This is a genomic window from Actinomyces denticolens (genome assembly GCF_002072185.1).
GTDB classification, from domain to species: domain Bacteria; phylum Actinomycetota; class Actinomycetes; order Actinomycetales; family Actinomycetaceae; genus Actinomyces; species Actinomyces denticolens.
This window is the reverse complement of sequence record NZ_MVIW01000010.1, coordinates 41,263-67,507: the sequence shown is the minus strand read 5'-3', so window position 1 is coordinate 67,507 and position 26,245 is coordinate 41,263. Positions and strand designations below refer to the sequence as shown.

The following is a 26,245-nucleotide window of genomic DNA, read 5'->3' as shown; positions in this document are numbered from 1 at the left end:
ATGACCGCGCGAAGGGAGAAGCCGCCATCATTCTGATCCACGCGTATACCGGGAGATCACTCCTCCCCGATCGGATCGGTGCACACGCACGATGAGCGGGACGAGAGCCAGGATCATCAGTGCGGCGACGTTGTTGACCCTATTTGTCGGCGCCACGGTGGTTGTCAGCTGCGGGCCGAGATCCACCCATGACGGGATGGTGCCCTACGTACTGATCGCATCTGCGGCCCTGGCCTCGCTGGCATTGATGATCAGGGTTAGGATCCGGAAGGCCGTGGAACGGCTCAATCGAGATCAGGCGATTGTGGAGGCCGTCCATCGAGACAGACTCAATCTCACCGAGTACTTGCATCACATCGTCTCGAATCGGATCGCCTCTATAGCGGCCCAGGCGAGCGCGTGCCTGCTCGATAACGACTCCGACCCGCGAGTCGCGCTCAGAACGATAGAGTCCGACAGTCGCGCCGCCGCTCGAGAGATGCGCCAATTACTGATCCTACTGCAATCCGATACTCAGGCCACGCTACTTACTTCGCCATTGCAGCAGATATATGAGCAAGCCGGGGCCGCTGGTGTCAGCCTATCAGTCGAACAGGCAACAGCCTTCCGCAGCAGGAGCGCGGAGGAAGCGGCGTCACTGGTGATACGCGAGTCACTCATGAACGTCCTGCGGCACGCCGGAGGCGCGCCTACTGAGGTGAGAATCAGCAGAGAGAACGAGAACGTCCGCATCGTCATCCATAACGAAGCCCCCCATCCCGCACCGCCCGCCTCACCCAGCTCCGGGATCGGACTGCTCCTGTTGCGAAAGAAGTGCGAATCAATCGGAGGGATCCTCAATTCAGGCAAGACGTCGGATGGCTATGTTGTCGACGCGATCATCCCCGACCCCCAGGACGACTGATGGAGAAGAGGATCAGAGTTCTCATTGTTGATGATCAGACCCTGTTGCGCCGCTCGCTCACCACCATACTGGAAAGCAGCGGGAGCATCGAAGTGGTCGGCGAGTCAAGCTGCGGAGCAGATGCGATCAAGGAAGCCCTTCGACTCAAACCCGATATCATACTCATGGACATCCGGATGCCGGGCGAGATCGATGGAGTCGAAACCACTAGAAGGATCCACTCGCATCCCTCTCTCACAAAAGCCAAGGTGTGCATGCTAACAGTCTTCAGTGAAGATCAGAGAGTTGTCCAAGCCCTACGCAATGGCGCCGTGGGGTACATCACCAAAGATGCGCCACCAGAAGAGGTCATTAACGCAGTGCGCTCTCTGCACCTGGGGCACTCGATCCTCCCTTCAGAGGCGCTGGCCCTAGCGCTGACCCCATCCCCTTCCATCCATCTGGATACAGGCATAGAAGAAGAACTGACCCCTCGTCAAATGGAAGTACTGAAACTCATCGCGGCAGGAATGTCTAACACGGAGATTGAGACCGCCCTGAATATCGCTCACTCCACGTTGAAATCTCATGTTGCGGCACTACTGAAAACCCTTAACGCCCGAGACAGGGCGCAGTTAATAGTAGCTGCTTATGAAGGGGGCCTGGTGCAACCAGGATATTATCGAACGAACACTGGGAAAAGCTGAGCATAGCTTACGATAAGGGCGCCCACCTTCGCATTCCCTCACTCAATCCCTATCTTTCTGCATGATGGCGATGAGGCCTCACAGAGAGTACTGTGACGAAGGAGGATAATGATCCAGGCTCTCCAATTGGACGGCCATCAGCCTCGATCCAAGCATGAGCGGCGAACGGAGAAGTACGGAATCCACTACACCAATCAGGAGAAATTCCTTGACAACGACAATATATAAAGGCCGACACAGAACGAAGCAGGCACCCCATTCCCGAGCATCTGACACTGACAGCGCAAACTGCATACCTCGCCCTTTGAGCCTGCATAGCGCTCGCTGGATCACTATTCCTTCCGGCCCATTCAAGAAAATAGCAAATCTTGCGCGGACTCATGCGCACCACCAGCGACCCCACACCCACAGAAAATAATGCCCGCAGTCTCTCTAAGATAGTGATCTTTATCAGATCCTCAGGACCTACTGGAATAGCCATACCTATCGCCTTCGATAAAAAATCCCGCCTCCGACATCCGTGCAACCATAGATTCAATATCTTTAAATACCTCTCTTTCATCGACTCCCGTATCGCTAAATATATTCTGATATATTTCCTCCTTCAACATCCCAGACAGCAACCCTTCCAAGATGATGGCGGCAGAACGGTTCAGCTGGAAATAAACTCCATTATTAGAATCTAAAATAATTGCCCCGTCATCTACATAGTTGATGATAATACCGTCAGCAAGTTGCATGTCATATCTCCAAGCTCGTGGAATCTGTTCTGCGCAACCATCTTTCTACTTCAAGTGTCGATTGGATTGAATGAAGTTCAGAAGTACCGTTTACGCCTGACATCACCTCTTGTCTTAGCCTATCTGCATCGACAATACTGAGATCCGCTAAATAGCAATCGTCAAAATAACTTCGCAGATCTTCTCGATTCACTTCTATCGCTTTATACATCTCCATACTATAATCTCCTTTATTCCTTCGTTCGAAGACAGTCGGAGGTACTATTTCTTTCAAGGAGTCCTTGAGCAGAGATTTACTTCTGCCGATCTTGGTCCGGGCACCTACATCGAGTTTCAACGATGCCAACACCACTTCGCAATCCAAAAAAGGTGACTGCCACTCAACCACATCATGTCCAAATCTATTTGAAATTTGACATAACAGCTCAGCTTCATATGAGAGTGATGCGAGAGCTTGATGTCGGGCTCGATCATCTGAAAGTGGCTGTATCTCCTGATCACAAAGCAGATGTACCATCTCTTCTACAGATCGCAATGCTTCATTATGAACCCAGCTAGGAATTTCTATCGAATTCCCCCACGAAAGATCGACGATCGATCTTTCCGTTCTAGTCTTCCAAGACTCGAAAAGATCTGAAAAAATGTCGCCCTATTCCGAGCCTCCGAAAGTAATTGAAAAAAATTTACTCTATTTTTCTTAGCGAAGCGCCTTAATAATGGCAAGGACTTGAGTCCGTATTTTTGATAGTTTGACCATAACTGAGCTGGCATAGCAGTGAATAACTCATCTCCACCATACCCAGTGAAATGATTCACTACACCGTTATCTATGTTAGATTTGGCGATAGTACTCAAATATGTCCGCCCCGCGCTCCAACTAAAAGGTCCTTCAATATCCGGTTCTTCAATTTCTAAGTCTGAGCGGAAAAAAATATTCGCACTATCATTACCGATAAGATGAGGCATGATGGAGAGATCATTTAAAACCTGAGAAGCCCACAGATGGTCTTCATTACTCGGATCGGCAGCAACATAATGATAGGCATCGATGTCACACGCACAGTGATGTAGCATATATACAACCGCAGTCGAATCAAGACCTCCGGAACAATCAACCCCTACACGACCATCGCTCCTCACTAAGTTGGAAACTACAGACGGAAGTAGATTCGATAACTCGTGCAATACTTGATTTCGATCGACATATTCTTCAGGAAATTTCCATACCCGTTCGACTTTAACGTCCTCGCCCCGAATCTCGAGCCTCTCTCCAATCGACAATCTATTCACTCCATTCCATACAGTACTCCTACTAAAAGGCCAAGGCGCGCCCAGAGGTGACATACTAAGTACTAGCGAAGCAACATCCAGATTCGAGCTACCATATCCTTGAATAAGATATTTAATATCGGTCGATGCTACTTTCTCCCCTCCATTCTCACTCCAGAATATAGGATCTTTCGTCAAGAATGGCTGGTGACAATATATCACTTCTTCTTGGCAAGTAACGGCGATCCATCGATCACCAATTTCACATATTTTTCGACTGAATACCTCGATATTCACTATCGACCGGAACAATTTTTCAATGCGCTCCCGCGTGCCGCGATTACCAAATACAATTAGTTTGCTGTTCTTCTCCTCTATAACTGAATAGTCGTCCGCTCTGCTAGGGACGACCACACACGGACATCCCGAATTGTAACGGGCCAACACCATAGATTGATCAGGTGTGCACGGATAACTGTTAGGGCGATCTTTTAGTATTGAAATGCTATATTTTGCCACGATTCTCTCCTATCCTTTGTTCGATGGGGGCTCGCATACATGGTTATCGCGCGAGCCCCCATCGAACATTATCGGGTCATGTTAGACGCAGATGGGGGCACGTCCACAGCCGAGAAAATCTCGACAATCCCCCCACCACAGACACCGAGTGACGTCAGAGAAATCTCCGAGCACCACCATCTTGGGTGGCGTGTACGAAGCATGTGACATTATTTTCACCTCCTTCCTAAGGAGAACACTGCCGATCATTCGGATCGATCAGCAGGAGAATAGTTAACGAGATCTAGCACCTCTTTCCCAAATCTCGTTCACTCATGAATCATCATAGATGAAACGTCCAATCCCAGCACACCCGGAACCTACGATCCAAGATGCGAGCACGATGGCAGAAACAGGGTCGAAGGAGATAGTATTCTTCAAGAACAGCTCTGCGCTAGCTCGCGACGGTAGCCATTCATACCAGTCCGTCAACGGCATTAGCACTGCAGGAGCCACCACCAGCAGTACCAGGCTCACACTGAGCGTCGGCACGACCGCCCTTATCAAGAATGTGAGTAATGCAGGAAACATACCCATGACGGCAAGATGGATGCTGCTGTAGCACACAATGCGCACGCTGTCCCCTGTAGTATTCTCCATGATCGCAGCGGAGGCGACTGACATGGAAGCTAGACCCACTAGATAGAGCACCATCGAGAATAGCAAGATCTTAGCGGTAATCAGGATCGATCGTCGCGGCACAGCGGAAATACTGGTATATATCTGTCCTCCTTGATATTCTTGGCCACCAAGGACCGCTCCGAGAGCAATAAAGCCGATCACGATATAGTCAGGCACTGTCTTCAGGATATCCTGTTCTACCGTTGATCCCTGATTACCGAATCGAGACTCGAACACCAGCGAGACTATGATGGAGAATATGATCGTACATATGACAACAGCCCATGTCATTGGAAGAGAAGTGATCTTCTTAAGCTCGGAAATAATGGTGGTCATGACTGGGCATCCCTCATCACCCAGCTCACGATAATGATCGCGGCCGCCAGCAGGCCCCATGCCGTGCATACATAGAATCCGGTCGCCGCGCCTACGGCGTTCTCAACAGGGGACTCCACTAAGAACATGCTGAGCGCAGCCGTGTCCGGTAGATATTTGGCCAAATCGGTCACCAGGGCGAGAAGACGACTGAATGAGAGGACCGTGCTGTTCGCGAGAAGTATGACTAACGGCAGCACGCCGTTCCGGGTCGCTGCTGTGAAAGCACAAGAAATCAATGCCATCATCACCCAAAACACAGATACTCCAGCGACTCTCCGCCAGTACGTCCCGTCCAATGGAGCAGCGTACTCACCAAGCATCTGCCGTGACACGGCAATCGTTATTGTTGCCGCCACGGCAGAAGTCGCAACCACCCATAGACATAAAGCGATGATTTTCGAGATTACTGTCTGGAATCGACGAGGCGCTGCTATCATGGTAGTCGTCAATTGCCTCGATCGACCGACTTTCTGCGCATTTCTCGTGTACTCACTCGACATTGCGATTACGCCGATCACTACAACACCGATAGCTCCAAAAATCAGATGCCCGAATCCTGCATCGGCAGTGGATGAACTTAACATCTCCCCTTTTCTCCCGGCGCTGAGCGCCCTATACATCGTGTGCGCGCTGAGCGCGGCCAGTCCGACGGGAAGCAGGATACAGCTCGCGGTCGCTATCCATATCGATGTCAAAGTGCATAACTTCTTCACCTCAGCCCTTACCAGTATCATGCTGATGCACCGCTCTTCGTGTGAGCAAAGAAGGCGGATTCTAGATCGCTGTACCCTTCGGTGATATCCGCAAGTGATCCGGCTGCAGTAATACGGCCCTGTGATATGACGACAATATCATCAGCTATCTCAGCCAGCTCGGACATCAGATGGCTCGAGAGCAACACCGTGCCGCCCATATCAGCATGCTCTTTCAGCAAATCTCTCATCCAACGCACCCCTTCTGGATCCAGCCCATTCACGGGCTCATCTAGTACGAGATACTCAGGATCACCCAATAATGCGACGGCAAGCCCTAAACGCTGCCCCATCCCCAACGAGTATGTCCCGATCCGCTGCTTCTCCGCGCCGGCCAGTCCAACCTGCTCGAGGACTTCAGATACTCGCCTCACGGGTATCTTATTGCTGGTCGCAACCCAACTGAGATGAGCTCGGGCTGAGCGCATCGGATTGGCGCCAGGACCATCCAGCATTGAGCCCACAATGCGTAACGGATGCCGATAAGATCGATAATTCATCCCGCCGATGCTAGTCGCCCCAGAATTAGGCCTATCCAATCCTAGCAGTATTCTCAGGGTCGAGGACTTCCCCGAACCGTTGGGACCCACGAAACCTGTCACTTTGCCCGATGCCGCCGTGAAGGACACGTGATGAAGGACAGTCCGCCTGCTATGCATTTTCACGACATCATTGATCACAACCATGATGACACTATGGCAAACATCAACTGCAGATGTACATCGGACGTCGGTATGATCCAGTCCGGCGCATGGGCCCACGGGCGGAGTCCGATCATCCTCCCAGGAGCCGCTTCAGGTACAGCTCCGCCTCGTCATGGGTCCGGATTCACATCAGTTCACCAAACGTATGATATCCGACGATATCGAGGCGGCTACTTCACTCCTGGCGCGCCGAGCCGCTCGTCAAGTCCGGCTACGGCCAGTACCTCCTCGACCTCCTGGCCCGCGGGCACCGCTGAGGACCGGCGCCCACCGGGCCCCGGCGCCGTCAACGAGACGAAGGCAACACGGCCTCCTGTTCAGTTTCTGAACACATGGGACTACTCTCGAACACACGAGGTTCCCATTCAGATCCGAACAGGAGGCCGCTCCATGCCCGGCACCCTCACCCAACCCCAGTTCGACACCCTTGCCGCGCTCCTGCGCGCGGACGCGGCCCTGACCCAACGGCAGATCCAGGAGTCGACCGGCATGTCCCTGGGCAGCGTCAACGCCGCCGTGCGCGAGTGCGAGGCCGCCGGCTACATCGCCGAGCGCGAGCTGACCGCCTCCGGCCGGGCCGCGCTGGAGCCCTACCGGGTGGACAACGCGATCATCCTGGCGGCGGGCCTGTCCAGTCGCTTCGCCCCGATCTCCTACGAGCGCCCCAAGGGCATCCTCAAGGTGCGAGGGGAGGTCCTCGTCGAGCGCCAGATCCGCCAGCTCCACGAGGCCGGTATCACCGACATCACGATCGTCGTCGGCTACAAGAAGGAGTACTTCTTCTCCCTGGCCGAGCGCTACGGGGCGCGGATCGTGGTCAACAAGGAGTACGCGACCCGCAACAACAACGCCTCCCTGTGGCTGGTCAAGGAGGACCTGGCCAACACCTACATCTGCTCCTCGGACGACTACTTCACGATCAACCCCTTCGAGTCCCACGTCTACCAGGCCTACTACTCGGCCACGTACATCGCCGGCCCCACCCAGGAGTGGTGCCTGACCACCGGCGCGGGCGGGCGGATCACCGGGGCGACCGTCGGCGGGGCGGACGCCTGGACGATGCTCGGCCACGTCTACTTCGACCGTGCCTTCTCCGCCACCTTCCGGACGATCCTGGAGTCCGTCTACGACCTGCCCGAGACCGCCCCCAAGCTGTGGGAGTCCATCTACCTCGATCACATCAAGAGCCTCGACATGGTGATCCGGAAGTACCCCGACGGCGTCATCCACGAGTTCGACTCCATCGACGAGCTGCGCTCCTTCGACCCCGCCTTCATGGAGAACATCGACTCGGAGGTCTTCGAGAACATCTCATCCGCCCTCGGCTGCGAGCGCGGACGGATCGGCGCCTTCTACCCCCTCAAGCAGGGCATCACGAACCTGTCCTGCCACTTCTCCGTGGGCGAGGACGAGTACGTCTACCGCCACCCCGGCGCCGGCACCAACCAGCTCATCGACCGCCGCGCGGAGATCGAGGCCCTTCGGCTCGCCGGCGAGCTGGGCCTGGACTCCACCTTCCTGGCCGGGGATCCCGAGCAGGGCTGGAAGATCTCGCGCTACGTCCCCGACTGCCGCAACCTGGACGTGTCCAATCCCGGTGAGCTGGAGCGGGCCATGCGCATGGACCGCGCCCTGCACGAGTCGGGCCGCGAGCTCGCGCGCACCTTCGACTTCGTGACCGAGGGGCTGCGCTACGAGTCGATCCTGGCCTCCCGCGGCCCCATCGACATCCCCGGCTACGACGAGCTGCGCGCCAAGGTGCTGCGCCTCAAGGAGTTCGCCGACGCCGACGGCTTCGGGCTGGCCCCCAGCCACAACGACTTCTTCCCGCTGAACTTCCTCGTGGACGCCGCCGGCGAGCTCTCCCTCATCGACTGGGAGTACGCCGGCATGTCCGATGTCGCCGCCGACTTCGGCACGATGGTGGTCTGCGCGCAGCTGGGCGCCGAGCGCACCGAGGACGCCCTGGGCTACTACTTCGGCCGCACCCCCACCCCCGCCGAGCGGCGCCACTTCTGGTCCTACGTCACCTTCGCCGGCTGGTGCTGGTACGTATGGTCCCTGGTCAAGGAGGCCGAGGGCGACGACGTCGGCGAGTGGTTCCTCATCTACTACCGCCATGCCGTCGACTACGTCGACGCCCTCCTGGAGTCCTACGCCTCCGGCACGGACCTCACGAGCGCCCCCGAGGCCCTGAGCGCGAGGAGGAGCGCCTGATGCGTTACGGAGTCATCAGCGGGGCCACCTGGGGCCTCGACACCGTCATCCTGGCCATGGCCGTCGCCCTCGCCCCGTTCCTCGGGGCCTCGCAGGCGCCCATCGCCAGCGCCCTCATCCACGACGTCATCTCCGCACTGCTCCTCGTGGCCTACATGGGCGCGCGGGGGCGCCTGCGCCACACGCTCGCCGCCCTGCGCACCCGCTCGGGCAGGGTCGTGGTGCTGGCCGCGCTCCTCGGCGGGCCGGTGGGCATGAGCGGCTACCTCATCGCCATCAACAACATCGGCCCCTCCTACACGGCGATCATCTCCACCTTCTACCCGGCCCTGGGCACGCTCCTCGCCTTCCTCATCCTCGGCGAGCGCATGAGACCGCGCCAGATCGTCGCGCTCCTGGTGGCCCTGGCCGCCATCATCGCGATCGGCTGGTCCTCCTCCGCAGAGTCCGGCGGCGGCAACGCGATCCTGGGGATCATCGCCGCCCTGGCCTGCGTCTTCGGCTGGGGCTCCGAGGCCGTCATCCTCACCTGGGGGATGCGCGACGACTCCGTGGACAACGAGACCGCGCTGCAGATCCGCCAGACGACCTCGGGCCTGACCTACCTCCTGGTGGTGGCACCGATCGCGGGGGCCCTCGGCTTCTCCGCCAGCGCCTCCCTCACGCCCGCCACGGGCGTCATCGCCCTGGCGGCCATCGCCGGGACCACCTCGTACCTCTTCTACTACAAGGCCCTGGGCACGATCGGCGCCTCCCGGGGCATGGCCCTCAACATCTCCTACTCCGCGTGGGCGGTCATCTTCGCCCTCGTCCTGCAGGGGACCATCCCCACCGCCCTGCAGGTGGTGTGCTGCGTCGTCATCCTCGTGGGCACGGTCCTGGCCGCCACCGCCGACTGGTCCGACCTGCGGCTCACGCGCCGCACCCCCGCGCTCGCGAAGGAGGCGTGAGGGCGGGGCCGGCCGCGCCCGGCGCGAGCCGCTCGGCACGGCCGGCCCCGACACGTCGCGCCGCGGCTTCCCGGTCGGCGCCCCCACGGGAGAGGATGTGCCCATGAGCGCCACCGGCTACGACGACCCCGCCCTCCTCAAGCGCGTCCAAAGGGCCACCGCGCGCGCGCTGGCCGAGCTCGACCGCGTCTGCACCGAGCTGGGACTGGAGTACGCGGCCTACGGGGGCACTGCGATCGGCGCCGCCCGCCACCAGGGCTTCATCCCCTGGGACGACGACGTCGACGTCGTCATGCCGCGCCCGGACTACGAGCGTCTCCTGGCCGAGGCCGATCGCGTCATCGACCCCGGTTTCGTGCTGCTCAGCTCCCGCAACTCCCCGGACTACCCCAAGACCTTCGGCGTGCTGGGCCTGGCCGGGACCGCCTTCATCCCCGAGATCGCGCGCAACCGCGCCTACCGGGTGCCCATCGGGGTCGATATCTTCCCCCTGGACGTCCTTCCCGACGACGAGCGCGCCTTCAAGCGGATGGCGCGGCGGACCTGGGTGTGGGGGCGGCTCATGTACCTGCGCGGGACGCCCACCGCCGAGGTCCCACTGCCCGCGCCCGCGAGGCAGGCGGCCGGGCTCGTCCTGCGCGCCGTCCACTGGGGGCTGCGGGCCGCCCGGGTCTCACCGCGCGCCCTGTACAAGCGCTGGGACCGCTCCGCGCGCTCCCACGAGGGCGAGGACTCGGTGTGGCTGGGCGACTTCTCGACCCAGGACCCCAGGCGCTGGTCCATCCGCCGCGACGAGCTGCTTCCCACCATCTCCCTGCCCTTCGAGGGGATGACGATCCGGATGCCCCGCGCCTACGACGCGGTGCTGACCCGGGGCTACGGCGACTACATGGCGATCCCGCCGGTCTCCGAGCGGGTCAACCACAAGCCCTCACTGGTGGACTTCGGGGATCACGACTTCGCCGACGACGCCGAGGACTGAGCCGGCGACCCGCCCCGCTCCGAGCCGAGCCGGCGGTAGTCGCGGGCCAGGAACAGGGCCAGCAGGGCGACGGCGAGGGAGTATGACAGCACGCCTACCCAGCTGACCCCGTTCATCCCGAAGGCGTCCACGAGCACCTTCATCGAGACCAGGGAGGCCAGCGCCGCGATGGCATTGCCCAGGAAGCTCGCCTTGAGGTCGCGCACGGCGATGAGCAGGTCGTTCATGAACCAGGCGAAGGCCGTCATGACCGTGCACACGATCGCGGGCAGCAGCAGGTCCGTGTGCCCGATGATCTTGTCCCCGAAGATGAGCCGCAGCACCGGATCGCCCAGCAGCAGCAGCAGGGCCGCCGCGACGGCGGTGACCACGAGGATCCCGCCGATGGTCCGCCACAGGAGGGTCAGGGCCGAGCGCTTGTCGGAATGGAAGCGGTCCGCGAACTCCCCCATGAGGGGGCTGTAGACGTAGACGGCGCCCATCTGCACGATGACGACGGGCGAGGCCACGGAGTTGTAGATCCCCAGCGCCTCGCTCCCGACGGAGGACTCCAGGTACTGGCGGGGCAGCGTCAGGACGGAGGAGCTGCAGACCTGGGCGATGACGAGGGGGAAGAGGGTGACCAGCAGGGACATGGCGGGGCGGAGGTCGATGACGGGGCGCAGGCGCTCGAATTGGGCCGAGCGCGGCACGTCGTAGACGACGCCCACGAGGATGGTCACCACCGCCATGGCGACGACGGCCGCCATGAGGGAGTTCGCCAGCCACAGGACCACGCAGAAGCCCGCCAGGGTGGTCACGCCCTGGAGGATGTAGGACTTGCCGATGTAGTCCATCCGGCGATGCCGCTGATCGATGGCGTGGAGGACTTCGATGAAGTTCGTCGCCAGGGAGTAGACCAGGTACATGGCGATGAGCGGCAGGGCATCGAACGAGGCCGTGACCAGGGAGTAGACGATGCCGATGAGGAAGGCCAGGGCGGTGGTCAGCACTCGCAGGCCCACGTACTCCCCGGCGCTCCGCTCGCCCTTGGTATCGGTGACCTGGATCGTGCGCAGGCGGTAGTCGGCGAAGGGGTTGATGAGGTTCGCGATCGCCATGACGAGCGCGAGCGCGCCCGCGGCGTCGAAGCCGTGCGAGAGGCGCACGACGGCGACCCCCACGAGGTAGTTGCAGACGAGTCGGGTGATCGAGCCCACCGAGCTCCACAACATGTTCGTCCGGAGGGACAGGGCCTCGGGCTGTGCCATCGTTCTCCTACTTGAACAGCGTGTACCTGGCCACCAGTGCGGGCAGGTAGCAGGCCAGGGCCACTGGCTTGTTGGGCGCCATGCGCAGGGCGCCGGACTGCCCGGCCAGGCGGCAGCCCACAAGGTACAGGAGCGTCTCGCGGACGACGCCCTTGAGCGTGGTGGAGCGCTCGGCGCAGTAGCGCTTGTGCTTCCAGTAGCCGATGGGGTTCCGCTTGGCGTTGGCCGCGAAATTGTGGGTGAGTCCGTCGGGCAGGTAGTGGCAGATCGTGAGAATCGTGTTATCGGCCAGCATGACGTAGCGCTCGTCGAGCCGGTAGTAGACCGAGGTCTCGGCGATGAAGATCTCCCCGGGGGCGACGTCGTAGGGGTAGTCCCGCAGGACCTCGGTGCGATGGATGAGGGAGGTGTCCCCCCGGAATCCCATCGTCTCGAAGAGGTCCCAGTACTTCACGTCTCGCGCGCCCTCGGGCATCCACGTGTCCATGGGGGTGCGTTCATCGGTGCCGCGCAGCGCGACGATCCCGGCGTAGCGGTCCTGGCCCTCGATGGTCGCCCAGGTGGTCAGCACGTGCTCGATGGCGCCGGGCAGCAGCCAGTCGTCGGAGTCGACGACGAAGAACAGCGGGCTGGTGGTTCGCTCCACACCGAGGTTGATGGCCCGGGGCTTGCCGCCGTTGGCGGTCTTGACGTAGTCGATCTCGATCTCGCCGCGCTCGATCCAGGAGGCGACGAGCTCCTCGGTGCCGTCGGTGGAGCCGTCGTCGACGATCATCCACACGAAGTCGTGGGAGGTCTGCGCCACGAGGCTGTCGTAGAGGACGGGCAGGATGTAGGCGCGCTCATAGGTGGGGGTGAAGACGCAGACGGTCCTGGGCGCGGCCCGGGGGGCGGTGCGCGCGCGGGTCTCGGCGCTCTCAGGGCTCCTCGGGATCTCAGGCGTCACTGCCGGCCTCCTCCGCCCAGGTGACGGCGCGCAGGTGCGCGGGCGGGCGCTCCTCGGCGGGCGGGATGCGCTCCCAGTCGCCGTAGTAGTCGGTGAGCACCTGCGCCGCCTCGGCGGGCACGGGGTACGTCTCGTCCTCGAAGACCGCGCGGGCCGCGGGGAAGAGCGACCGGGGCTCCAGGGTGTTCCTATCCATGTGGTCGTCCACGAGCAGGACGTAGCGGATGTCATCGTCCTGGGCGGAGGCATCCTTGACATTCGCCCCCCGGGCCAGGGCATCGGCCTTGGCGGCGATCCGATAGGGGTCGAGGCGGCGGGTGGCCGGGTGGATGACGCGCTTGACGAGCTTGGCGGCGCCGGAGGTGGCGTACCGGGGATCGGTGGCGGCGAGCGAGCGCCACCGGACGAGCCGGGCGGCCTTGGCGCGCACTCGGCGCATGCGCGGGTCGGACAGCCTCACGCGCTCCAGGGGGAAGATGTCGACCCACAGGCCCAGGGCCCGCTCCTCGTCGATGAAGGTCTCCTCGGCGCGCGTGCGGGTGTCCACGAGCTTGAAGAAGGGGTAGATCGATGTGCGGTCGCGGTAGGAGACCAGCTTGTAGCGATCCGCGAGGGCGCCCGCGCGGCACAGGCGGAAGAGGGCCTCGTAGTCGTCGCGGGGCATGACGACGTCGATGTCGTCGTCCCAGGGGATGAAGCCCTCATGGCGCAGCGCGCCGATGAGGGTGCCGTAGGCCAGGAAGTAGGTGAGGCCGTGCTCCGCGCACACGCGATCCAGCTCGCGCAGGACGTCGAGCTCGATCTTCTTGATCTCCTCTTGTGAGAGCGATTCCATCGCTGGCCTTTCTCATCGCGGACGCCGGATCATGCGGGGATCGAGCGGGGCGGGCGCCCCGGTCGCGGAGGTGGGCGCGCCGCCGATGCTACCCGCTCCCTCCCCGCCCCCGGGGCCGCCCGGGCGCACCCGCCCCGGAGCTGCACCATCGATGGCCCCGCGTGTGAGAGCATTCCTTCTAAGGCATACCTTCGCCGCCCGTGTCCCACCGATGGAAGCCCGCATGAGACTCGCCCTGGTCATCAACACCTACCCGCCCCACCTGGGCGGCCTCGAGAACCACGTCTCCTCCTTGGCCCAGGGCCTGCGCGATCTGGGGCACGAGGTGTGGGTGCTCACCCTCTCGGAGAGCCCCGGGCTCCGCGATGACGACGGCGTGCGGGTCCTCACGGGGCGCGGCTACCTCCCCATCGCGGAGGTCATCAGCTTCCCGCGCGTGGGCACGACGAGGCGCATCGCCCGGTTCCTGCGCGAGAACCGGATCGACATCGTGGGCACGCACACGCGCTTCTTCCCCATGAGCCTCGTCGGATTGCGAGCGGCGCGCATGGCCGGGCTCCCGGTGATCCACACCGAGCACGGCTCGGGATTCGTGGCCACCCCCTCCCCCATCATCTTCGCGGGCTCGCGGGCGGTCGACCTGACGATGGGCCGCTACGTGCTGCGCCACGCCGATCGAGTACTGGCGATCTCCGCGCAGTCGGCCGCCTTCGTCGAGCGCCTGGGCGGGGTCGGCGCCGAGGTCTTCCACAACGCCATCCCCGCGCCCGAGCCCCGTCCCGCGCCCGCGGACAGGCCGGGCCACCTCGTGTTCGTCGGGAGGGTCGTGGCCGGCAAGGGCTGGGACGCCTTCCTGTCCTCCGTCGCCGCCCTGCGCGGGCGCGGCATCGACGTCGACGGCGAGCTGCTGGGCGCGGGCGCCGAGCTGGAGGCGGCCCGGGCGATGGCCCGCGAGCTGGGCATCGATGACACCGTGTCGATCCCGGGCCGCGTGCCGCCCAGCCAGGTGCGCCGGGCGCTGGCCGGGGCAACCCTCGTCAACCCGACAGTGCTCTCCGAGGGCTTCCAGACCACGCTGCTGGAGGCGATCGCCGAGAGCGGCCGCGTGGTGACCTATGAGGTTCCCGGCGCCCGGATCCTGGCCGATGAGGGGGCTCCCGTCGTGATCACGGGGGAGCGCAGCGCCGAGAGCCTCACCGATGCCCTGGCGACGATGCTCGCCGCCCCACCGGCCCCGGCCCCCGCCGGTCTCATCGAGCAGTGGACCTGGCCCGTGCGCTCACGCCAGTACGCGGATATCCTCGCCGAGGTCCTGCGCGATCACCGGGCCTGAGAGTCCGGCCCCTCGCCGTCCGCGGGGCTCGTGGGCGCAGTGCTCCCGGCGCCCGGGGCCGGCGCGGCGATCCCCGCCTCATCGATCCGGGCGGTGAGCCTGTCGACCTCGGCGCGCAGGATGGCGATCTCCTCGGCGAGGCGCCGCCGATCCTCGGCGTTATGGGACAGGTCCACGCTGAAGCGCAGGGAGAGCAGCAGGAGGATGATCCCCGCGACGAAGAAGCCCAGGTTGAGCGGCACCTCGACGCCCAGCCGGCTGGACACCGCGCGCAGGCCGCCGGGGATGAGGGCGAAGACGACGCACCCGATGGAGATGATGATCCACCACGTCGAGTACGCCTCCTTCATCCCGGAGTTGCGCATGCGCAGGAAGATGGAGACCAGCACGATCATCGCGAAGATGATGCCGAGGATGTAGGTGGAGCTCATCGTTGTCCCTCCTGGTCCTCCGATGGGGGGACGGCGTTGGGGGCGGCCCGGTTGGGACGGCTGAGCGCGATCCCCAGGGCGAGGAAGGCCCGCAGGAGGAAGCGCGCGGCCTTGAGCGGGTTGTGGGAGGGCTCGCCGCCCGCGCGGGGGCGCATCCGCACGGCGACCTGGCGGACCCTCAGACCGGATCGCTTGGCGACGACGAGCGCCTCGATGGTGTCGCCCAGGTACTCTGCGGGATAGTCGTGGGAGAAGACCGCCAGGGCCCGGCTGTTGTAGAGCTTGAAGCCGCTGGTGGTGTCCGTCAGGCGGGTCCCGCTGACGCGGGAGAGGATCGCGGAGAGCGTCTTCATCGCCCAATGGCGGGGACCGCGCACCGAGTAGTCGCCCTTGCCCGCGAAGCGCGCGCCGATGACGAGGTCCGCCCCCGTGGCGCTCGCGCATTCGAGCATCACGGGGATCTCCGAGGGATCGTGCTGGCCATCGGCGTCGAGCTGAACCGCATGGGAGTAGCCGTAGCGCGCGGCGTAGACGAAGCCGGCCCGCATGGCGCCGCCGACCCCCAGGTTGATGGGCAGATCGAGGACCGTCACCCCGGCGCTGCGGGCGAGCGCGGCCGTGCGATCCGTCGAGCCGTCCGAGACGACGACGATATCGGCGATGCCGCCGAGTTTCGACTGGACCTCGGCGATCACTCCCGGCAGGGCGATCTCCTCATTCCAGGCAGGGATGATGACGAGGAGGTCGTGTCGGCGCTCAGCGCTCATGGGAGCCCTCGGCGTCGGCGGCGGGGGCGGCGGGGCCCCCCGGGGCCGTGGTCTCCTGCTGGTCAGCCTGGACGCGCGCGTGCCGCCCCGGCGACCTCCGGCTCACGAACGCCTCGGCCGGCTCCTGGCGCTCCGGCTCGGCCCGGCCGGCGGCGGGCGGGGCGATCGCGGGGGCGGGCGGCTCGGCGATGGCCCGCGCGGGGCGGCGCCACACCAGGAGGGACATCGAGGCGATGGCGACGGCGTAGACGAGGACGAGCGTCCGCCAGGTGTACTCCGGGGTGAGCGGGAAGTCGGACCACCACCATCGCAGGAAGAGATCGAGGCTGTAGACGGGGTGGTCGAGGTCGAGGCGCCCATGCGTGTAGCGCTCCATGACCCGCCGCAGCGCGTAGGCGTTGACGATCACCGAGCTGATCCCGATGAACCAGACCTGCATGCCGGCCACGTGCCTGCCCTTGACCGACATCGCGAGCCAGAGGAAGAGCAGGATCGCCAGGAGCGGCAGCATGTAGCGGGGCTGGTACTGGTAGACCCTCGAGTAGCCGGCCTGCAGGGAGATGACCAGGGGGATCCCGGCGATGGCGCCGAAGACGATGAGGGTGCTCAGCGCCTTGCGCCACCCCACTCTCCGGGAGCCGACGAAAAGGCAGACGGCGGCCAGGCCGATGGCGATGCTCGACGGGGCGCCGTCGAGGGGGACGTCGAACCAGCCCGCGCCCCAGCGCTGCCCGTAGAACCCCGCGAAGTACTCGGGAAGGGAGGTGACCAGGGAGTTCAGGCGCTTCATCAAGGGGGCGGTCTCCTCCGGGGAGGAGACGGAGCCGAGCGCGCTGGCCTGGCCGGTGGATCGCATGATCCACACGCCGATGGCGCTGGCGACCAGGGCGAGGCAGGCCTCCGGGAGGATCCTCCTCGTCCATGGGGCGCCGACGAGCACGGCGAGAGAGATGACGAGCACGAAGAAGGCCGAATCCCCGCGCGCGGAGCACGAGAGGAGCACTCCGATCGCCGCGAGCCCGAGGAGCGCCCAGCGGCGCCTCCCCTCCACGCGCAGCGCGCCGAAGAGGGCCGCGGCGTACGCCAGGGTGCCCGATACGGCCCAGGAGGTGGGGTTGTTCGAGGCCACGAAGTAGAGCCCCATGGGCATCCACCCCACGAGGACGGCCAGGACGAGGCTCTCCCTGTAGCGCGACGGCAGGAGGCAGCCGATGGAGCCGAGCAGCACCATCGCGATGAGGATGTTGACCCCGCGCATGATGAGCACGGAGCCGGTGACGTCGTCGCTGACGAACAGGTGGTGGAACCAGTAGTAGCCGCCCGGGTAGTTGCCCGCGTCGTAGCGGCGCGAGTACGTGTACTCGTCGTCGGACAGGGCGCCCTTGCAGCGCATCGTCCCGTCGCCGTCGGGGTAGGCGAAGCAGGAGGTCCGCTGCGAGACGGTCTCGGGGACGTAGACCTGGACCTCATTGTTAATGACCTTGGTCCCGCAGCCCGAGGATTCCACGGGCGGGGGGCACCAGATGGAGCCCAGGTGGTAGTCGTCGTCCGGGGAGCCGCCGACCGGTGAGGCCAGCGCCCAGCCGAGGCCGGTGCCGAGCACGCTGAGGGCCATGAGGGCGCCGAGGATCCAGCGGGTGAGGGGCCGGTCCATCCAGGCGAGGCGCCCGCGGGCGGGCGCGGCCGCCGGGGAGCCGCTCCGCTCGGGGGAATCGGGGAGGTCGAGGGCTTCACTGGGCTGGGCGGCCGCAGCGGCTGAGGGAGGGGAGTCCTCGCGGTCCCTCATGGTGCCGTGCCTCATAGGCCCGCGATGTAGGCGTCGAGGCGCTCCATCGAGTCGCCGGGGGTGAAGCCGGTGGCCTTGATCCGGGTGAGGTCCAGAGCTGACTTCAGGGGCCGGGGGGCGACGTCCTGGCCCGCGAAGTACTCCTCGGTGGTGATGGGAGTGACCTCCGCGGGGTCATGGCCGAGGCGCTCGTAGACGCGCTTGGCCACGTCCGCCCAGGAGACCACGGGCCCCTCGCCGGAGAGGTTGTAGGTGCCGTAGGGGGCGGAGGAGGACAGCAGGTGGATGATGCCGGCGGCCAGGTCCGTGGTGAAGGTGAGGCGGCCGGTCTGATCGTCGACCACCTTGGGGGCGATGCCGCGCTCGGCCAGCGAGGCCATGGTGCGCACGAAGTTCTTCCCATCACCCACCACCCAGCTGGTGCGCACGAGGTAGTGACTCGGGACGGCGACGACGGCGGCGTCCCCGCCGGCCTTGGACTGCCCGTACACGCCCAACGGGCTGGGGGGCTCATCCTCGGTGTGGGGCTCGGTGGCGCCGTCGAAGGTGTACTCGCTCGAGATGTGGACGAGGACGAGGCCGTGCCCGGTGGCGGCGCGGGCGAGGTTGGCCGGTCCGGTGGCGTTGGCGCGCCAGGCGGCGGGCCGGCCCTCGGGGGTCTCGGCGCCGTCGACGTTCGTCCACGCGGCGGCGTTGATGATGATGTCGTAGGCGGACCAGTCGAGCGCGTCCATGGCGGCGGCGTCGGAGATGTCGAACTCGGGCAGGTCCACGCCGGTGGCCGCATAGCCGGCGTCGGCGAGCCGGCTCATGAGCTCGCGGCCGAGCTGGCCGTTGGCGCCGGTGACGAGCACCCGGCGCCCCGGGGCGGCGGACTGGTCGACGGCGGGGAAGGGGGTGACGTCGGCCAGGCGCGGGTGGGCCCTGTCCTTGTCGGACAGGACGGCGTCGTCGAGGGGGATGGGCCAGGGCACGGCGACGGTCTCGTCGGCGAGGTTGAGGAAGGTGTACTGGGCGTCGGGCGACCAGTGATCGTTGACGAGATAGGTGTAGGCCGTGTTCGGCTCGAGGGTCTGATAGGCGTTGCCCACCCCGCGGGGCACGAAGACGGCGACAGAGGGGTCGATCTCACAGGTGTAGACGGTCCCGAAGCTGGGGCCCTCGCGCAGGTCCACCCAGGCGCCGAAGACGCGCCCGGTGGCCACGGAGACGTACTTGTCCCAGGGCTCCGCGTGGATGCCGCGGGTCACCCCGGCCTCGTCGTTGAAGGAGATGTTGTTCTGCACCGGGCCGAAGTCGGGCAGGCCGAGCGCCACCATCTTCTCGCGCTGCCAGTTCTCCTTGAACCAGCCCCGGTTGTCCCCATGCACGGTCAGATCGATCCGAAGGAAGCCGGGGATGGGGGTGGTCTCGACACCGAGGGGCTTCGCAGTGGTGGTCATGGGCTGGTAGTCCTCGTTCCTCGTTGCGCCCAGCACGTACCGGGCACTGATTGGGATCGGACCGAGTCTATCCTCCGCACGGGGCGGCGGGCACCGTGATCGCCGCTACCAGCCCGGGCCCGGGGCGCGGCAGCAGCGCATTAGAGTGGCACCGCCAGGTCCACCCCCGCGCCACGCGGACCGCCTTGGGAGAGCCCATGAACGAGCCCGGGATCAGTCCCGTGAACAGCGCCACGACGACCATCGCCGTCGTCGTCACCTATGAGCCCGGCCCCCTGGGCGGCCTCCTGGAGGCGCTCACCCCCCAGTGCGAAGCCGTTGTCGTGGTTGATAACGGATCAGCCGCTCCTGGGCTGGAGCGGGCGCGCGAGGCCTGCGCGGCCCATGGCGCCAGGCTCATCGAGTTGGGCGAGAACCTCGGGATCGCCGCCGCGCAGAACCGGGGCATCGCCGCTGCCCGGGATCAGGGCGCCCGGTACGTGCTGCTGTCGGACCAGGACTCGATCCCCTCGCCGACCATGGTGGCCCAGCTGCTCGAGGCGATCGGGGAGGATGCGCGGATCGCCGCCGTCGGGCCGCTGCCGACCGAGGAGCGCGAGGGCGCCGATGAGCTCGTCTACGTGGACCGGGGCTGGAGCCCCAAGCGCGCCACCAGGGCCGAGTTGTCCCGGCCGAGGCTGGATGTCGCCTTCCTCATCGCCTCGGGCTGCCTCGTGCGCATGAGCGCCCTGGAGGAGATCGGGCCGATGCGCGAGGACCTGTTCATCGATCATGTGGACCTGGAGTGGGGGGTGCGGGCCCGGCGCGCGGGATGGCGGCTGGTCGCGGTGCCGGCGGCCCGGCTCGCCCACTCGCTGGGCGACGAGGTGGTGCGCCTGCCGGGGCGTGAGCAGCCGATCCACATGCACGCCCCGATCCGCAACTACTACATCCTGCGCAACACGCTCGCGCTGGTGGGCCGCGGCTCGCCGCTGCCGGCGCGCTGGCGCGTCCGCTACTCCTACTGGGCGGCGAAGTACGCGCTGTTCAATGCCGCCCTGCCGGATCGGCGCGCCGAGCGCCACCGGATGCTGCGACGGGGCCTGGCCGATGGTCTGCGCCGCCGCCTGGGCCCCTACGCCTCCCGCCACCCCGACCGCTGATCCCCGCGAGACCGGTCGAAAACGCCATCGAAACCGGTCGAAAACGCCACCGAGACCGGTCCGCGGGGCTCAGCGCCTCAGCTCCAGATGGCCTGACGCAGGGCCAGGAGGTAGGTGCGCCCGTAGCGCGTGGTGGGCTCCAGGACGGCGGACTCGGCCCACTCGTTCCAGGCGTTGATGAACACCAGGCGGTCGGCCTCCTCCCGCCCGGCGACGGCCCGGATGAGGCCCGCCACCCAGCGGTGGAAGCTGTAGGGGTTGGAGCCGTACCAGGCGTCCGCCTTCCACTGCCGGCGGGCGGTGTTGTCGAAGGTGACCATGGCGCCGGGGTACTCGTGCTCCGTCAGGCGCACCGCGTTGCGCAGGGAGGCCTTGAGGGTGGCCTGGTAGCTCATGAAGTTGCCGCGCCAGCGCTTGTCCAGGCCGACGTCGAGAGCCGGGCCGGCGATCCACGGCAGGTTGTGGGGGGCGAACTCCAGGGTGCCGTCGAGCCCATTGGCGCGGTAGTCCTCGCCGACGCCGTCGAACTCCTTGGCCACGGACACGGCGATGACGTGGAGCTCGCCGACGCCCGCGGCCCGGGCGCGCTCGCGCCAGGCGGCCACGACCTGCGAGAAGTTCTCCATCTGGGCGGGTCGGTAGACGGCGATGAGCGCCTTGCCGTCCACGCGCATGTAGCGGGGGTCGAGGAGGAACTCCATGACGTCGTCGATGAAGTCCTCGGCGGGGACCTTGTCGTAGTCCTGGCCGATGAGGATGTCCTGGCTGCGGCCGTCCCAGCGGCGCGTCCAGTTCTCGTTGGCCCACATGATGCAGTACGGGAAATCGAGGTCCGAGGCCCGCAGCTTCTCGATGGGGCGGTTGAGGATCCGCTCACCGGAGAACCAGTAGTAGTAGTACATGAAGCCGGCCAGACCGTGGGCACCGGCCAGTTCGGCCTGGGCGGCGCGCACGGAGTCCATCTCCAGGTCGTAGTAGCCCAGCTCCGTGGGCTGCTTGGGCTGGTAGTGGCCGCGCCACGCGGGCACGGCGCCCACGACGTTGGACCACTCGGTGAAGCCCTTGCCCCACCACACGTTGTTCTGCGGGGAGTCGTGGAACTGGGGCAGGTAGAAGGGGATGACGGTGGCGGCCGGGACGCGCTCGGCGTCGCGGTCGAAGCGGCGCCAGCCCTGCCGGTCGGTGCCCGGGGCGGCGAGGAGCTCCTGGATCGACTCGGGCTCCACGGTGCGCAGCCCGGCCTCCTTGGTGACGATGCCGACGATCCTCTCGACGGCGTGCGCGGTGGTGCCGTCCACCTGGCCGGCCTCGGGGTCGAAGTCGGCCGCCTGGAGGTTGAGGGCGCGCAGGCCCTGGAGCACCAGGCCGCGGCACCAGTACATGGAACCGGAGGCGAACTCGAGCTCGTCGGGATCGATCCTCAGCTCGAGGCGCCGCAGGAGCTGCTCCACGATGCGCTGGTCCCCTCCCCAGAACTGCTTGCCGACGATGGAGTCGGTGGCGGTGAGCACGCCCAGGGCGGGATCGGCGGCGAAGGCGGCGAGGATGCCCTCGATCGTCTCCCGCGAGCCCGCGAGGTCGTCCAGGAACTGCTGCTTCCAGGTCTCGCCGCTGCCGGCGAGCTCGGCGTGCTCCTCGCGCCAGGGGCTGCGCTTGGTGTGCATCTTGAGGATGAGGTCGTAGGGGTCGAGGATCCCGGAGTTGACCAGGTTGACGGTCGGCAGGATGTCGCGGCCGTGATTGTCCACCTCGACGACGACGCTGGTCCCCAGGTGGGGCAGGTCGTCCGGGACCCGGATCCCCCTGCCGGAGGCGTTGGTGATGAACAGGTCGAAGTCGACCGGCATGAGGCGCAGGTGCGTGAAGAGCTCGTCCATGAGCTCGGGGTAGAAGCAGTGGATGACGACGGCGATGCGGGCCGGCGACTCGACGCGGAAGGCGGGATCCACGCGCCACTTGTCCGGGAAGCCGGAGTCCTGGCGCCCGCCGAGGCGGTCGACGAAAGCGGCGAAGTCCGCGGGGTGCTTGGGCCGGTAGCCGCGCACCGAGCCGGTGGCGATGAGGTTGGCGGCGGCGTTGCGTCCGCGGGCCGCGAAGTAGGTGGCGCGGCGGGCGGCGCCGTGCTTGGAGATGCGGGTCATGTCTCGTGCCTCTTGCTCACCACTGGTGGATATCGATGTTGTACAGGCGCTGCAGGTACTCGGCGCTGGCGGCCGCCTCAGCGGTCAGATCCGGATGGGTCAGGATCGTGCGCTTGAGGAAGGGGGCGCCCGAGGTGATGATCCCCTGCCAGGCGCGGATCGTGGGGTTCTCATAGCCGGCCCCGATATCGGGACCGGTCACCCACTCGTCGATGGAGTAGGCCTCGGAGAAGGCGAGCCTGGACAGGCCCAGCTCATAGGCCATGACGACGTCCTCCTTCGTCGGCTGGACGCGGATGCCGTCGAAGAAGCGCACCCAGGCCGGCTCGGCGAGGATCCCTCCCCGGAAGGACAGGAAGTAACTCTGCATGTGCCTGCCGAACTGGTGGGAGGTCGTCAGGCAGCGGATGTCGGGGCCCGGGGGCTCGGCCGCCCACTCCAGGAGGCCGTCGATGGGGGCGAAGGGCCCGAGCATGGAGTCGTTGGTCAGCAGGACGACGGGCTTGGAGCGCACGCCCGGGATCCAGCCCAGCCCGGTGGTCCAGGAGCCGAAGTCGTAGCCGAGGTTGGGACGGCGGATGATGATGGTCCGCTCGGGGATGCCGTGCGGGAACTCGAGGGGCTCGGGGCTCTCGCAGGTCGACACGACGACGGTGGCGTAGTCGGAGGCGTCCAGCGCGGCCAGGTAGCGGCTCAGGGAGAGCGGCTGGTCCGGGGTGGCGGAGTACTGGGCGACGACGGCGACGCGCTCGGCGGCGTCGACGGTGCTCCTCTCCCCGCGCTCGACGCGGATCCGGCCCCGGGTGACGTCGACGACGCGCGGGCCCTCGTGGAGGGCCCGGCTGCGCTGGGCGCGCTGGAGCCGCCCCAGGAGGCGGCTCACCGGGGCAGCCTCATGCGGACGGCCGACTTGACGAGCCTGACCGGGGCGGTGAGGTGCCAGGACGTGGAGTGGCGGATGTCGCTGAGCTGCTCCCAGGCGCCGTCGAGCTTGCGCTGCATGATGCGCTGCTCCTTCTCCAGGCGCTGGATCTCAGCGTGAAGCTCCCCGGCCTCGGCGTGCGCGTGGCGCAGGGCGGCCCGCAGGCGGCGGATCTCGTCATCCTGACTGGCGGTCATCGGTCCTCCTCGTTCAAGGGCTCGGAGTGCTCGGCCCGGGGCGCCCCCGTCGCATCGACGCTCAGGGCGGGGCTCCAGCGCCCCTCGGGCATGGTGATCAGGCCCGGCTCGTCAATGACCCTGCCCTCGTGGATGAGGAGCTCGGTCTGGCGGTCGGAGTAATCGTAGGTGGCGCCATCGCGCAGGAAGCAGGTGGTCAGCCACAGGCGGCCGGGGTGGAGGACCACGGGGTCCATCGCGTAGTCGACGAAGCCGTCCTCGCCCGCACTCAAGTTGTAGAGGTGCCCGGCATGGCGGGAGTTGGGACCGGAGATCATGACCCCGCCGTCGGTGATGAAGGCCAGGCCGAGTTCGACGTCGTGCAGGTCCTTGCGGGCGTGGACGTGGACGCGCAGGGTGGCGGGTTTGCCGGTGGTGAGGAAGGGGACCTTGTTGCCCTCGCCGTCGAGGATCTCGACGCCGGTCATGCGGCACTCCCCCGAGCCCTGGTTGAGCCGGAAGTCCTTGTCCGCCTCCCGCTCGGCATCGGTCTGCTCGGCGGCGCGCTTCTCCGCCTCCTTGGCGTTGACGGCGGCGATGTAGGCCGAGACGCCCTCGTCGGCGGGGCCGATCATCTTGACGCGGCCGTGGTCGAGCCAGACGACCTCGTCGCACATCTCCTTGGCCAGGGACAGCGAGTGGGTGACCAGCGCGATGGTGGTGCCGTGGTCGCGCAGGTCGCGCATGTACTCGAAGCACTTGCGCTGGAACTCCTCGTCGCCGACGGCGATGATCTCGTCGACGATGAGGATCTTGGGCCGGATCGCCACGGCGACGGCGAAGCCCAGGCGCACGGTCATTCCCGAGGAGTAGACCTTGACGGGCTGATCGATGAAGGCGCCGATGTCGGCGAAGTCGATGATCCAGTCGATGGTGGACTCGATCTGCTTGCGGCTGCGCCCCAGGATGGCGCCGTTGAGGAAGATGTTCTCGCGGCCGGTGAGCTCGCCGTGGAAGCCGGCGCCGAGCTCGAGGAGGGCGTCGACGCTGTCCGAGACGGTGACGGTGCCGCTCGTGGGGCGGTAGACGCCGGCCAGGAGCTTGAGCATCGTGGACTTGCCCGAGCCGTTGTGGCCGACGAGCCCGAAGGTGGTGCCCCTGCGGATCTTGAAGGAGACGTCGTCCAGGGCGTGGAAGACGCGCTGCTCGGAGGTGGCGCGCCCGCGCACGAAGCGCTCCTTGAAGGTGGAGCGGCGATCGGCTTGCATCTCGAAGCTCTTCGAGACGTGGTCGACGACGATGGCGTATTCCTCCGGCCCGGAGTCCCCGGGAGCGGTGGGCGCGGAGGCCGCCCCGATCATGTCAGCCCTCATCTCAGATCATCTCCCCCAGATCGGCGCCCCACTTGCGGACCACCAGGCGTGCTCCGGCGTAGGCCAGCAGGGCCCACCCCAGGCAGGCGGCCCAGTGCGTCCAGGCGCCCACCTGGCTGGAGTAGGCCAGGGAGCGGAAGAGCTCGATGTACTCGGCGATCGGCATGTGGCTGACGAGGAAGCGCAGGGGGATGCCCCACTGCTCCAGCGGGACGATGTCCACGTTGTAGATGATCGGCGTGGCGTAGAACATGAGCTGGAGGATGACGCCGACCAGCTGGGCCAGGTCCCGCATGTAGACGTTGCCGATGGACAGGATGACGGAGATCGCCTGGACGAAGACGACGACGAGCGCGAAGAGCGCCGGGATCAGCAGCCACGACCAGTTCAGGAAGCCCAGGAGGGCCAGGACCACGAGGAGGAGGCCCACCTCGATGGCGCTCTGGATGCCGACGGCCAGACCCGCGCCGAGCACGGGCGCGTAGGCGGGGAAGTAGACCTTCTGGAGCAGACCGCCGGAGGACAGGAGCCCGTTGATGCCGGCGTTGATCGAGTTCTGGAAGTAGCCCCAGACGGTCAGGCCGGCGAAGAGCCACAGGGCGAACAGCGCGATCCCGCCAGTGCGGTTCTCGACGGTGGGGGCCTGCATCCTGAACAGGCCGCCGAAGATGACGGCGTAGATGCCCAGCGTGGCCAGGGGGACCACGAGGGACCACACCCATCCCAGCAGCGTGCCGTTGAACTTGGCCTTGAGGTCCCTCTGCCCGAAGGCGTTGATGAGGCTCGCCTGCTGGCCGAGGGTCAGGGGCGCCCTCACGTCGATATGCTCCGCCATGGCCTCACTCATCCGGGTCCGGGTGACAATCCGCCGCCCTGGGAGAAGGCGACTCGGTGCCTCAGTTTAGACCAGGGCGATTGCCGCGCGGGCAATCCGGCCTGT

The 26,245-nt window shown here is 65.3% G+C and carries 27 protein-coding genes; 7 read left to right on the top strand and 20 right to left on the bottom strand.

Annotation, left to right across the window (positions count from 1 at the left end; all coding sequences use genetic code 11):
* Positions 1-91: 91 nt before the first annotated feature.
* Both B1H55_RS04345 and B1H55_RS04340 read left to right on the top strand, forming a co-directional pair.
* Positions 92-904, top strand: coding sequence for a sensor histidine kinase (locus B1H55_RS04345; RefSeq protein ID WP_073451067.1), 813 nt, complete (start codon positions 92-94; stop codon positions 902-904).
* A complete protein-coding gene (locus B1H55_RS04340; RefSeq protein ID WP_073451066.1) occupies positions 904-1,590 on the top strand; it encodes a response regulator in 687 nt (228 codons plus the stop codon). The genes B1H55_RS04345 and B1H55_RS04340 overlap by 1 nt, the downstream gene beginning before the upstream one ends.
* Before the next feature lie 49 nt (positions 1,591-1,639).
* Here the strand turns inward: B1H55_RS04340 and B1H55_RS13080 are convergent, their stop codons facing one another.
* From B1H55_RS13080 to B1H55_RS04310, 8 genes are all read right to left on the bottom strand, one after another.
* The gene (locus B1H55_RS13080) at positions 1,640-2,071 is read right to left on the bottom strand and encodes a lasso peptide biosynthesis B2 protein (RefSeq protein WP_073451065.1); all 432 of its coding nucleotides are present in this window, start codon (positions 2,069-2,071) and stop codon (positions 1,640-1,642) included.
* Entirely contained in the window at positions 2,049-2,330 is a 282-nt protein-coding gene (locus B1H55_RS04330) for a PqqD family protein (protein WP_073451064.1), read from the bottom strand. Before B1H55_RS04330 ends, B1H55_RS13080 begins: the two co-directional genes overlap by 23 nt.
* Before the next feature lies 1 nt (position 2,331).
* Positions 2,332-2,892, bottom strand: a complete 561-nt coding sequence (locus B1H55_RS13000) for an asparagine synthase-related protein (protein WP_231953023.1) — start codon at positions 2,890-2,892, stop codon at positions 2,332-2,334.
* 2 nt (positions 2,893-2,894) lie between these two features.
* Positions 2,895-4,118 (bottom strand): asparagine synthase-related protein, encoded by a 1,224-nt coding sequence (locus B1H55_RS12995; protein ID WP_143221359.1) that lies wholly within the window; start codon positions 4,116-4,118, stop codon positions 2,895-2,897.
* 81 nt (positions 4,119-4,199) lie between these two features.
* Positions 4,200-4,328, bottom strand: coding sequence for a lasso RiPP family leader peptide-containing protein (locus B1H55_RS13075; protein WP_115737004.1), 129 nt, complete (start codon positions 4,326-4,328; stop codon positions 4,200-4,202).
* A gap of 102 nt (positions 4,329-4,430) precedes the next feature.
* Positions 4,431-5,114 carry a hypothetical protein gene (locus B1H55_RS12210; protein WP_143163794.1) on the bottom strand — a complete coding sequence of 228 codons (684 nt, stop codon included), beginning with the start codon at positions 5,112-5,114 and terminating at the stop codon, positions 4,431-4,433.
* Complete coding sequence (locus B1H55_RS04315; RefSeq protein ID WP_077240234.1) at positions 5,111-5,890, bottom strand: ABC transporter permease; 780 nt, start codon at positions 5,888-5,890, stop codon at positions 5,111-5,113. Before B1H55_RS04315 ends, B1H55_RS12210 begins: the two co-directional genes overlap by 4 nt.
* Positions 5,887-6,567, bottom strand: coding sequence for an ABC transporter ATP-binding protein (locus tag B1H55_RS04310; RefSeq protein ID WP_231953024.1), 681 nt, complete (start codon positions 6,565-6,567; stop codon positions 5,887-5,889). The genes B1H55_RS04315 and B1H55_RS04310 overlap by 4 nt, the downstream gene beginning before the upstream one ends.
* Positions 6,568-7,002: 435 nt before the next feature.
* Here B1H55_RS04310 and B1H55_RS04305 point away from each other — a divergent pair, with 435 nt between their 5' ends.
* The 3 genes from B1H55_RS04305 (at position 7,003) to B1H55_RS04295 (ending at position 10,761) form a co-directional block, all read left to right on the top strand.
* Positions 7,003-8,829, top strand: a complete 1,827-nt coding sequence (locus B1H55_RS04305; protein ID WP_077240233.1) for an NTP transferase domain-containing protein — start codon at positions 7,003-7,005, stop codon at positions 8,827-8,829.
* Positions 8,829-9,779: a DMT family transporter gene (locus tag B1H55_RS04300; RefSeq protein WP_077240232.1), complete on the top strand. Its 951-nt coding sequence runs from the start codon at positions 8,829-8,831 to the stop codon at positions 9,777-9,779. Before B1H55_RS04305 ends, B1H55_RS04300 begins: the two co-directional genes overlap by 1 nt.
* A gap of 103 nt (positions 9,780-9,882) precedes the next feature.
* Positions 9,883-10,761, top strand: a complete 879-nt coding sequence (locus tag B1H55_RS04295; protein WP_077240231.1) for a LicD family protein — start codon at positions 9,883-9,885, stop codon at positions 10,759-10,761.
* Here B1H55_RS04295 and B1H55_RS04290 read toward each other — a convergent pair.
* The 3 genes from B1H55_RS04290 to B1H55_RS04280 are packed head-to-tail and all read right to left on the bottom strand — an operon-like array spanning position 10,731 to position 13,792.
* On the bottom strand, positions 10,731-12,011 hold the full coding sequence (locus B1H55_RS04290) for a lipopolysaccharide biosynthesis protein (RefSeq protein ID WP_077240230.1): 1,281 nt from the start codon (positions 12,009-12,011) through the stop codon (positions 10,731-10,733). The two genes, B1H55_RS04295 and B1H55_RS04290, sit on opposite strands and share 31 nt — an antisense overlap.
* Before the next feature lie 7 nt (positions 12,012-12,018).
* The gene (locus B1H55_RS04285) at positions 12,019-12,957 is read right to left on the bottom strand and encodes a glycosyltransferase family A protein (RefSeq protein WP_231952609.1); all 939 of its coding nucleotides are present in this window, start codon (positions 12,955-12,957) and stop codon (positions 12,019-12,021) included.
* Positions 12,947-13,792 carry a LicD family protein gene (locus B1H55_RS04280; protein ID WP_077240229.1) on the bottom strand — a complete coding sequence of 282 codons (846 nt, stop codon included), beginning with the start codon at positions 13,790-13,792 and terminating at the stop codon, positions 12,947-12,949. Before B1H55_RS04280 ends, B1H55_RS04285 begins: the two co-directional genes overlap by 11 nt.
* Positions 13,793-14,015: 223 nt before the next feature.
* On the opposite strand from B1H55_RS04280, the gene B1H55_RS04275 reads away from it, so the two are divergent.
* A complete protein-coding gene (locus B1H55_RS04275; RefSeq protein WP_073451054.1) occupies positions 14,016-15,125 on the top strand; it encodes a glycosyltransferase family 4 protein in 1,110 nt (369 codons plus the stop codon).
* On the opposite strand, the gene B1H55_RS04270 is transcribed toward B1H55_RS04275, so the two are convergent.
* The 4 genes from B1H55_RS04270 to B1H55_RS04255 are packed head-to-tail and all read right to left on the bottom strand — an operon-like array spanning position 15,113 to position 19,551.
* Complete coding sequence (locus tag B1H55_RS04270; RefSeq protein ID WP_073451053.1) at positions 15,113-15,556, bottom strand: DUF2304 domain-containing protein; 444 nt, start codon at positions 15,554-15,556, stop codon at positions 15,113-15,115. The genes B1H55_RS04275 and B1H55_RS04270 overlap by 13 nt on opposite strands.
* Positions 15,553-16,323, bottom strand: coding sequence for a glycosyltransferase family 2 protein (locus B1H55_RS04265; protein ID WP_077240228.1), 771 nt, complete (start codon positions 16,321-16,323; stop codon positions 15,553-15,555). The genes B1H55_RS04270 and B1H55_RS04265 overlap by 4 nt, the downstream gene beginning before the upstream one ends.
* A complete protein-coding gene (locus tag B1H55_RS04260) occupies positions 16,313-18,109 on the bottom strand; it encodes a DUF2142 domain-containing protein (RefSeq protein WP_158083321.1) in 1,797 nt (598 codons plus the stop codon). Before B1H55_RS04260 ends, B1H55_RS04265 begins: the two co-directional genes overlap by 11 nt.
* Before the next feature lie 11 nt (positions 18,110-18,120).
* The gene (locus tag B1H55_RS04255; RefSeq protein ID WP_077240253.1) at positions 18,121-19,551 is read right to left on the bottom strand and encodes a sugar nucleotide-binding protein; all 1,431 of its coding nucleotides are present in this window, start codon (positions 19,549-19,551) and stop codon (positions 18,121-18,123) included.
* 197 nt (positions 19,552-19,748) lie between these two features.
* Between B1H55_RS04255 and B1H55_RS04250 the strand changes: the two genes are divergently transcribed.
* Complete coding sequence (locus B1H55_RS04250; RefSeq protein WP_077240226.1) at positions 19,749-20,693, top strand: glycosyltransferase family 2 protein; 945 nt, start codon at positions 19,749-19,751, stop codon at positions 20,691-20,693.
* 77 nt (positions 20,694-20,770) lie between these two features.
* Here B1H55_RS04250 and B1H55_RS04245 read toward each other — a convergent pair whose 3' ends face one another.
* The 5 genes from B1H55_RS04245 to B1H55_RS04225 are packed head-to-tail and all read right to left on the bottom strand — an operon-like array spanning position 20,771 to position 26,140.
* A complete protein-coding gene (locus tag B1H55_RS04245) occupies positions 20,771-22,834 on the bottom strand; it encodes a glycoside hydrolase family 99-like domain-containing protein (protein WP_172575583.1) in 2,064 nt (687 codons plus the stop codon).
* A gap of 16 nt (positions 22,835-22,850) precedes the next feature.
* Positions 22,851-23,717: a rhamnan synthesis F family protein gene (locus tag B1H55_RS04240; protein WP_073451049.1), complete on the bottom strand. Its 867-nt coding sequence runs from the start codon at positions 23,715-23,717 to the stop codon at positions 22,851-22,853.
* Positions 23,714-23,953: a methyltransferase gene (locus B1H55_RS04235; protein WP_073451048.1), complete on the bottom strand. Its 240-nt coding sequence runs from the start codon at positions 23,951-23,953 to the stop codon at positions 23,714-23,716. Before B1H55_RS04235 ends, B1H55_RS04240 begins: the two co-directional genes overlap by 4 nt.
* On the bottom strand, positions 23,950-25,305 hold the full coding sequence (locus B1H55_RS04230) for an ABC transporter ATP-binding protein (RefSeq protein WP_073451047.1): 1,356 nt from the start codon (positions 25,303-25,305) through the stop codon (positions 23,950-23,952). The genes B1H55_RS04235 and B1H55_RS04230 overlap by 4 nt, the downstream gene beginning before the upstream one ends.
* A 1-nt stretch (position 25,306) precedes the next feature.
* A complete protein-coding gene (locus tag B1H55_RS04225) occupies positions 25,307-26,140 on the bottom strand; it encodes an ABC transporter permease (RefSeq protein WP_073451046.1) in 834 nt (277 codons plus the stop codon).
* Positions 26,141-26,245 lie beyond the last annotated feature (105 nt).

Excerpts from the sequence above, each read along its gene's own strand:
- B1H55_RS04345 (WP_073451067.1), top strand. The coding sequence starts at position 92 with ATGAGCGGGACGAGAGCCAGGATCATCAGTGCGGCGACGTTGTTGACC.
- B1H55_RS04340 (WP_073451066.1), top strand. The coding sequence starts at position 904 with ATGGAGAAGAGGATCAGAGTTCTCATTGTTGATGATCAGACCCTGTTG.
- B1H55_RS13080 (WP_073451065.1), bottom strand. The coding sequence starts at position 2,071 with ATGGCTATTCCAGTAGGTCCTGAGGATCTGATAAAGATCACTATCTTA.
- B1H55_RS04330 (WP_073451064.1), bottom strand. The coding sequence starts at position 2,330 with ATGCAACTTGCTGACGGTATTATCATCAACTATGTAGATGACGGGGCA.
- B1H55_RS13075 (WP_115737004.1), bottom strand. The coding sequence starts at position 4,328 with ATGTCACATGCTTCGTACACGCCACCCAAGATGGTGGTGCTCGGAGAT.
- B1H55_RS12210 (WP_143163794.1), bottom strand. The coding sequence starts at position 5,114 with ATGACCACCATTATTTCCGAGCTTAAGAAGATCACTTCTCTTCCAATG.
- B1H55_RS04315 (WP_077240234.1), bottom strand. The coding sequence starts at position 5,890 with ATGATACTGGTAAGGGCTGAGGTGAAGAAGTTATGCACTTTGACATCG.
- B1H55_RS04310 (WP_231953024.1), bottom strand. The coding sequence starts at position 6,567 with ATGCATAGCAGGCGGACTGTCCTTCATCACGTGTCCTTCACGGCGGCA.
- B1H55_RS04305 (WP_077240233.1), top strand. The coding sequence starts at position 7,003 with ATGCCCGGCACCCTCACCCAACCCCAGTTCGACACCCTTGCCGCGCTC.
- B1H55_RS04300 (WP_077240232.1), top strand. The coding sequence starts at position 8,829 with ATGCGTTACGGAGTCATCAGCGGGGCCACCTGGGGCCTCGACACCGTC.
- B1H55_RS04295 (WP_077240231.1), top strand. The coding sequence starts at position 9,883 with ATGAGCGCCACCGGCTACGACGACCCCGCCCTCCTCAAGCGCGTCCAA.
- B1H55_RS04290 (WP_077240230.1), bottom strand. The coding sequence starts at position 12,011 with ATGGCACAGCCCGAGGCCCTGTCCCTCCGGACGAACATGTTGTGGAGC.
- B1H55_RS04280 (WP_077240229.1), bottom strand. The coding sequence starts at position 13,792 with ATGGAATCGCTCTCACAAGAGGAGATCAAGAAGATCGAGCTCGACGTC.
- B1H55_RS04275 (WP_073451054.1), top strand. The coding sequence starts at position 14,016 with ATGAGACTCGCCCTGGTCATCAACACCTACCCGCCCCACCTGGGCGGC.
- B1H55_RS04270 (WP_073451053.1), bottom strand. The coding sequence starts at position 15,556 with ATGAGCTCCACCTACATCCTCGGCATCATCTTCGCGATGATCGTGCTG.
- B1H55_RS04265 (WP_077240228.1), bottom strand. The coding sequence starts at position 16,323 with ATGAGCGCTGAGCGCCGACACGACCTCCTCGTCATCATCCCTGCCTGG.
- B1H55_RS04260 (WP_158083321.1), bottom strand. The coding sequence starts at position 18,109 with ATGAGGGACCGCGAGGACTCCCCTCCCTCAGCCGCTGCGGCCGCCCAG.
- B1H55_RS04255 (WP_077240253.1), bottom strand. The coding sequence starts at position 19,551 with ATGACCACCACTGCGAAGCCCCTCGGTGTCGAGACCACCCCCATCCCC.
- B1H55_RS04250 (WP_077240226.1), top strand. The coding sequence starts at position 19,749 with ATGAACGAGCCCGGGATCAGTCCCGTGAACAGCGCCACGACGACCATC.
- B1H55_RS04245 (WP_172575583.1), bottom strand. The coding sequence starts at position 22,834 with ATGACCCGCATCTCCAAGCACGGCGCCGCCCGCCGCGCCACCTACTTC.
- B1H55_RS04235 (WP_073451048.1), bottom strand. The coding sequence starts at position 23,953 with ATGACCGCCAGTCAGGATGACGAGATCCGCCGCCTGCGGGCCGCCCTG.
- B1H55_RS04230 (WP_073451047.1), bottom strand. The coding sequence starts at position 25,305 with ATGAGGGCTGACATGATCGGGGCGGCCTCCGCGCCCACCGCTCCCGGG.
- B1H55_RS04225 (WP_073451046.1), bottom strand. The coding sequence starts at position 26,140 with ATGGCGGAGCATATCGACGTGAGGGCGCCCCTGACCCTCGGCCAGCAG.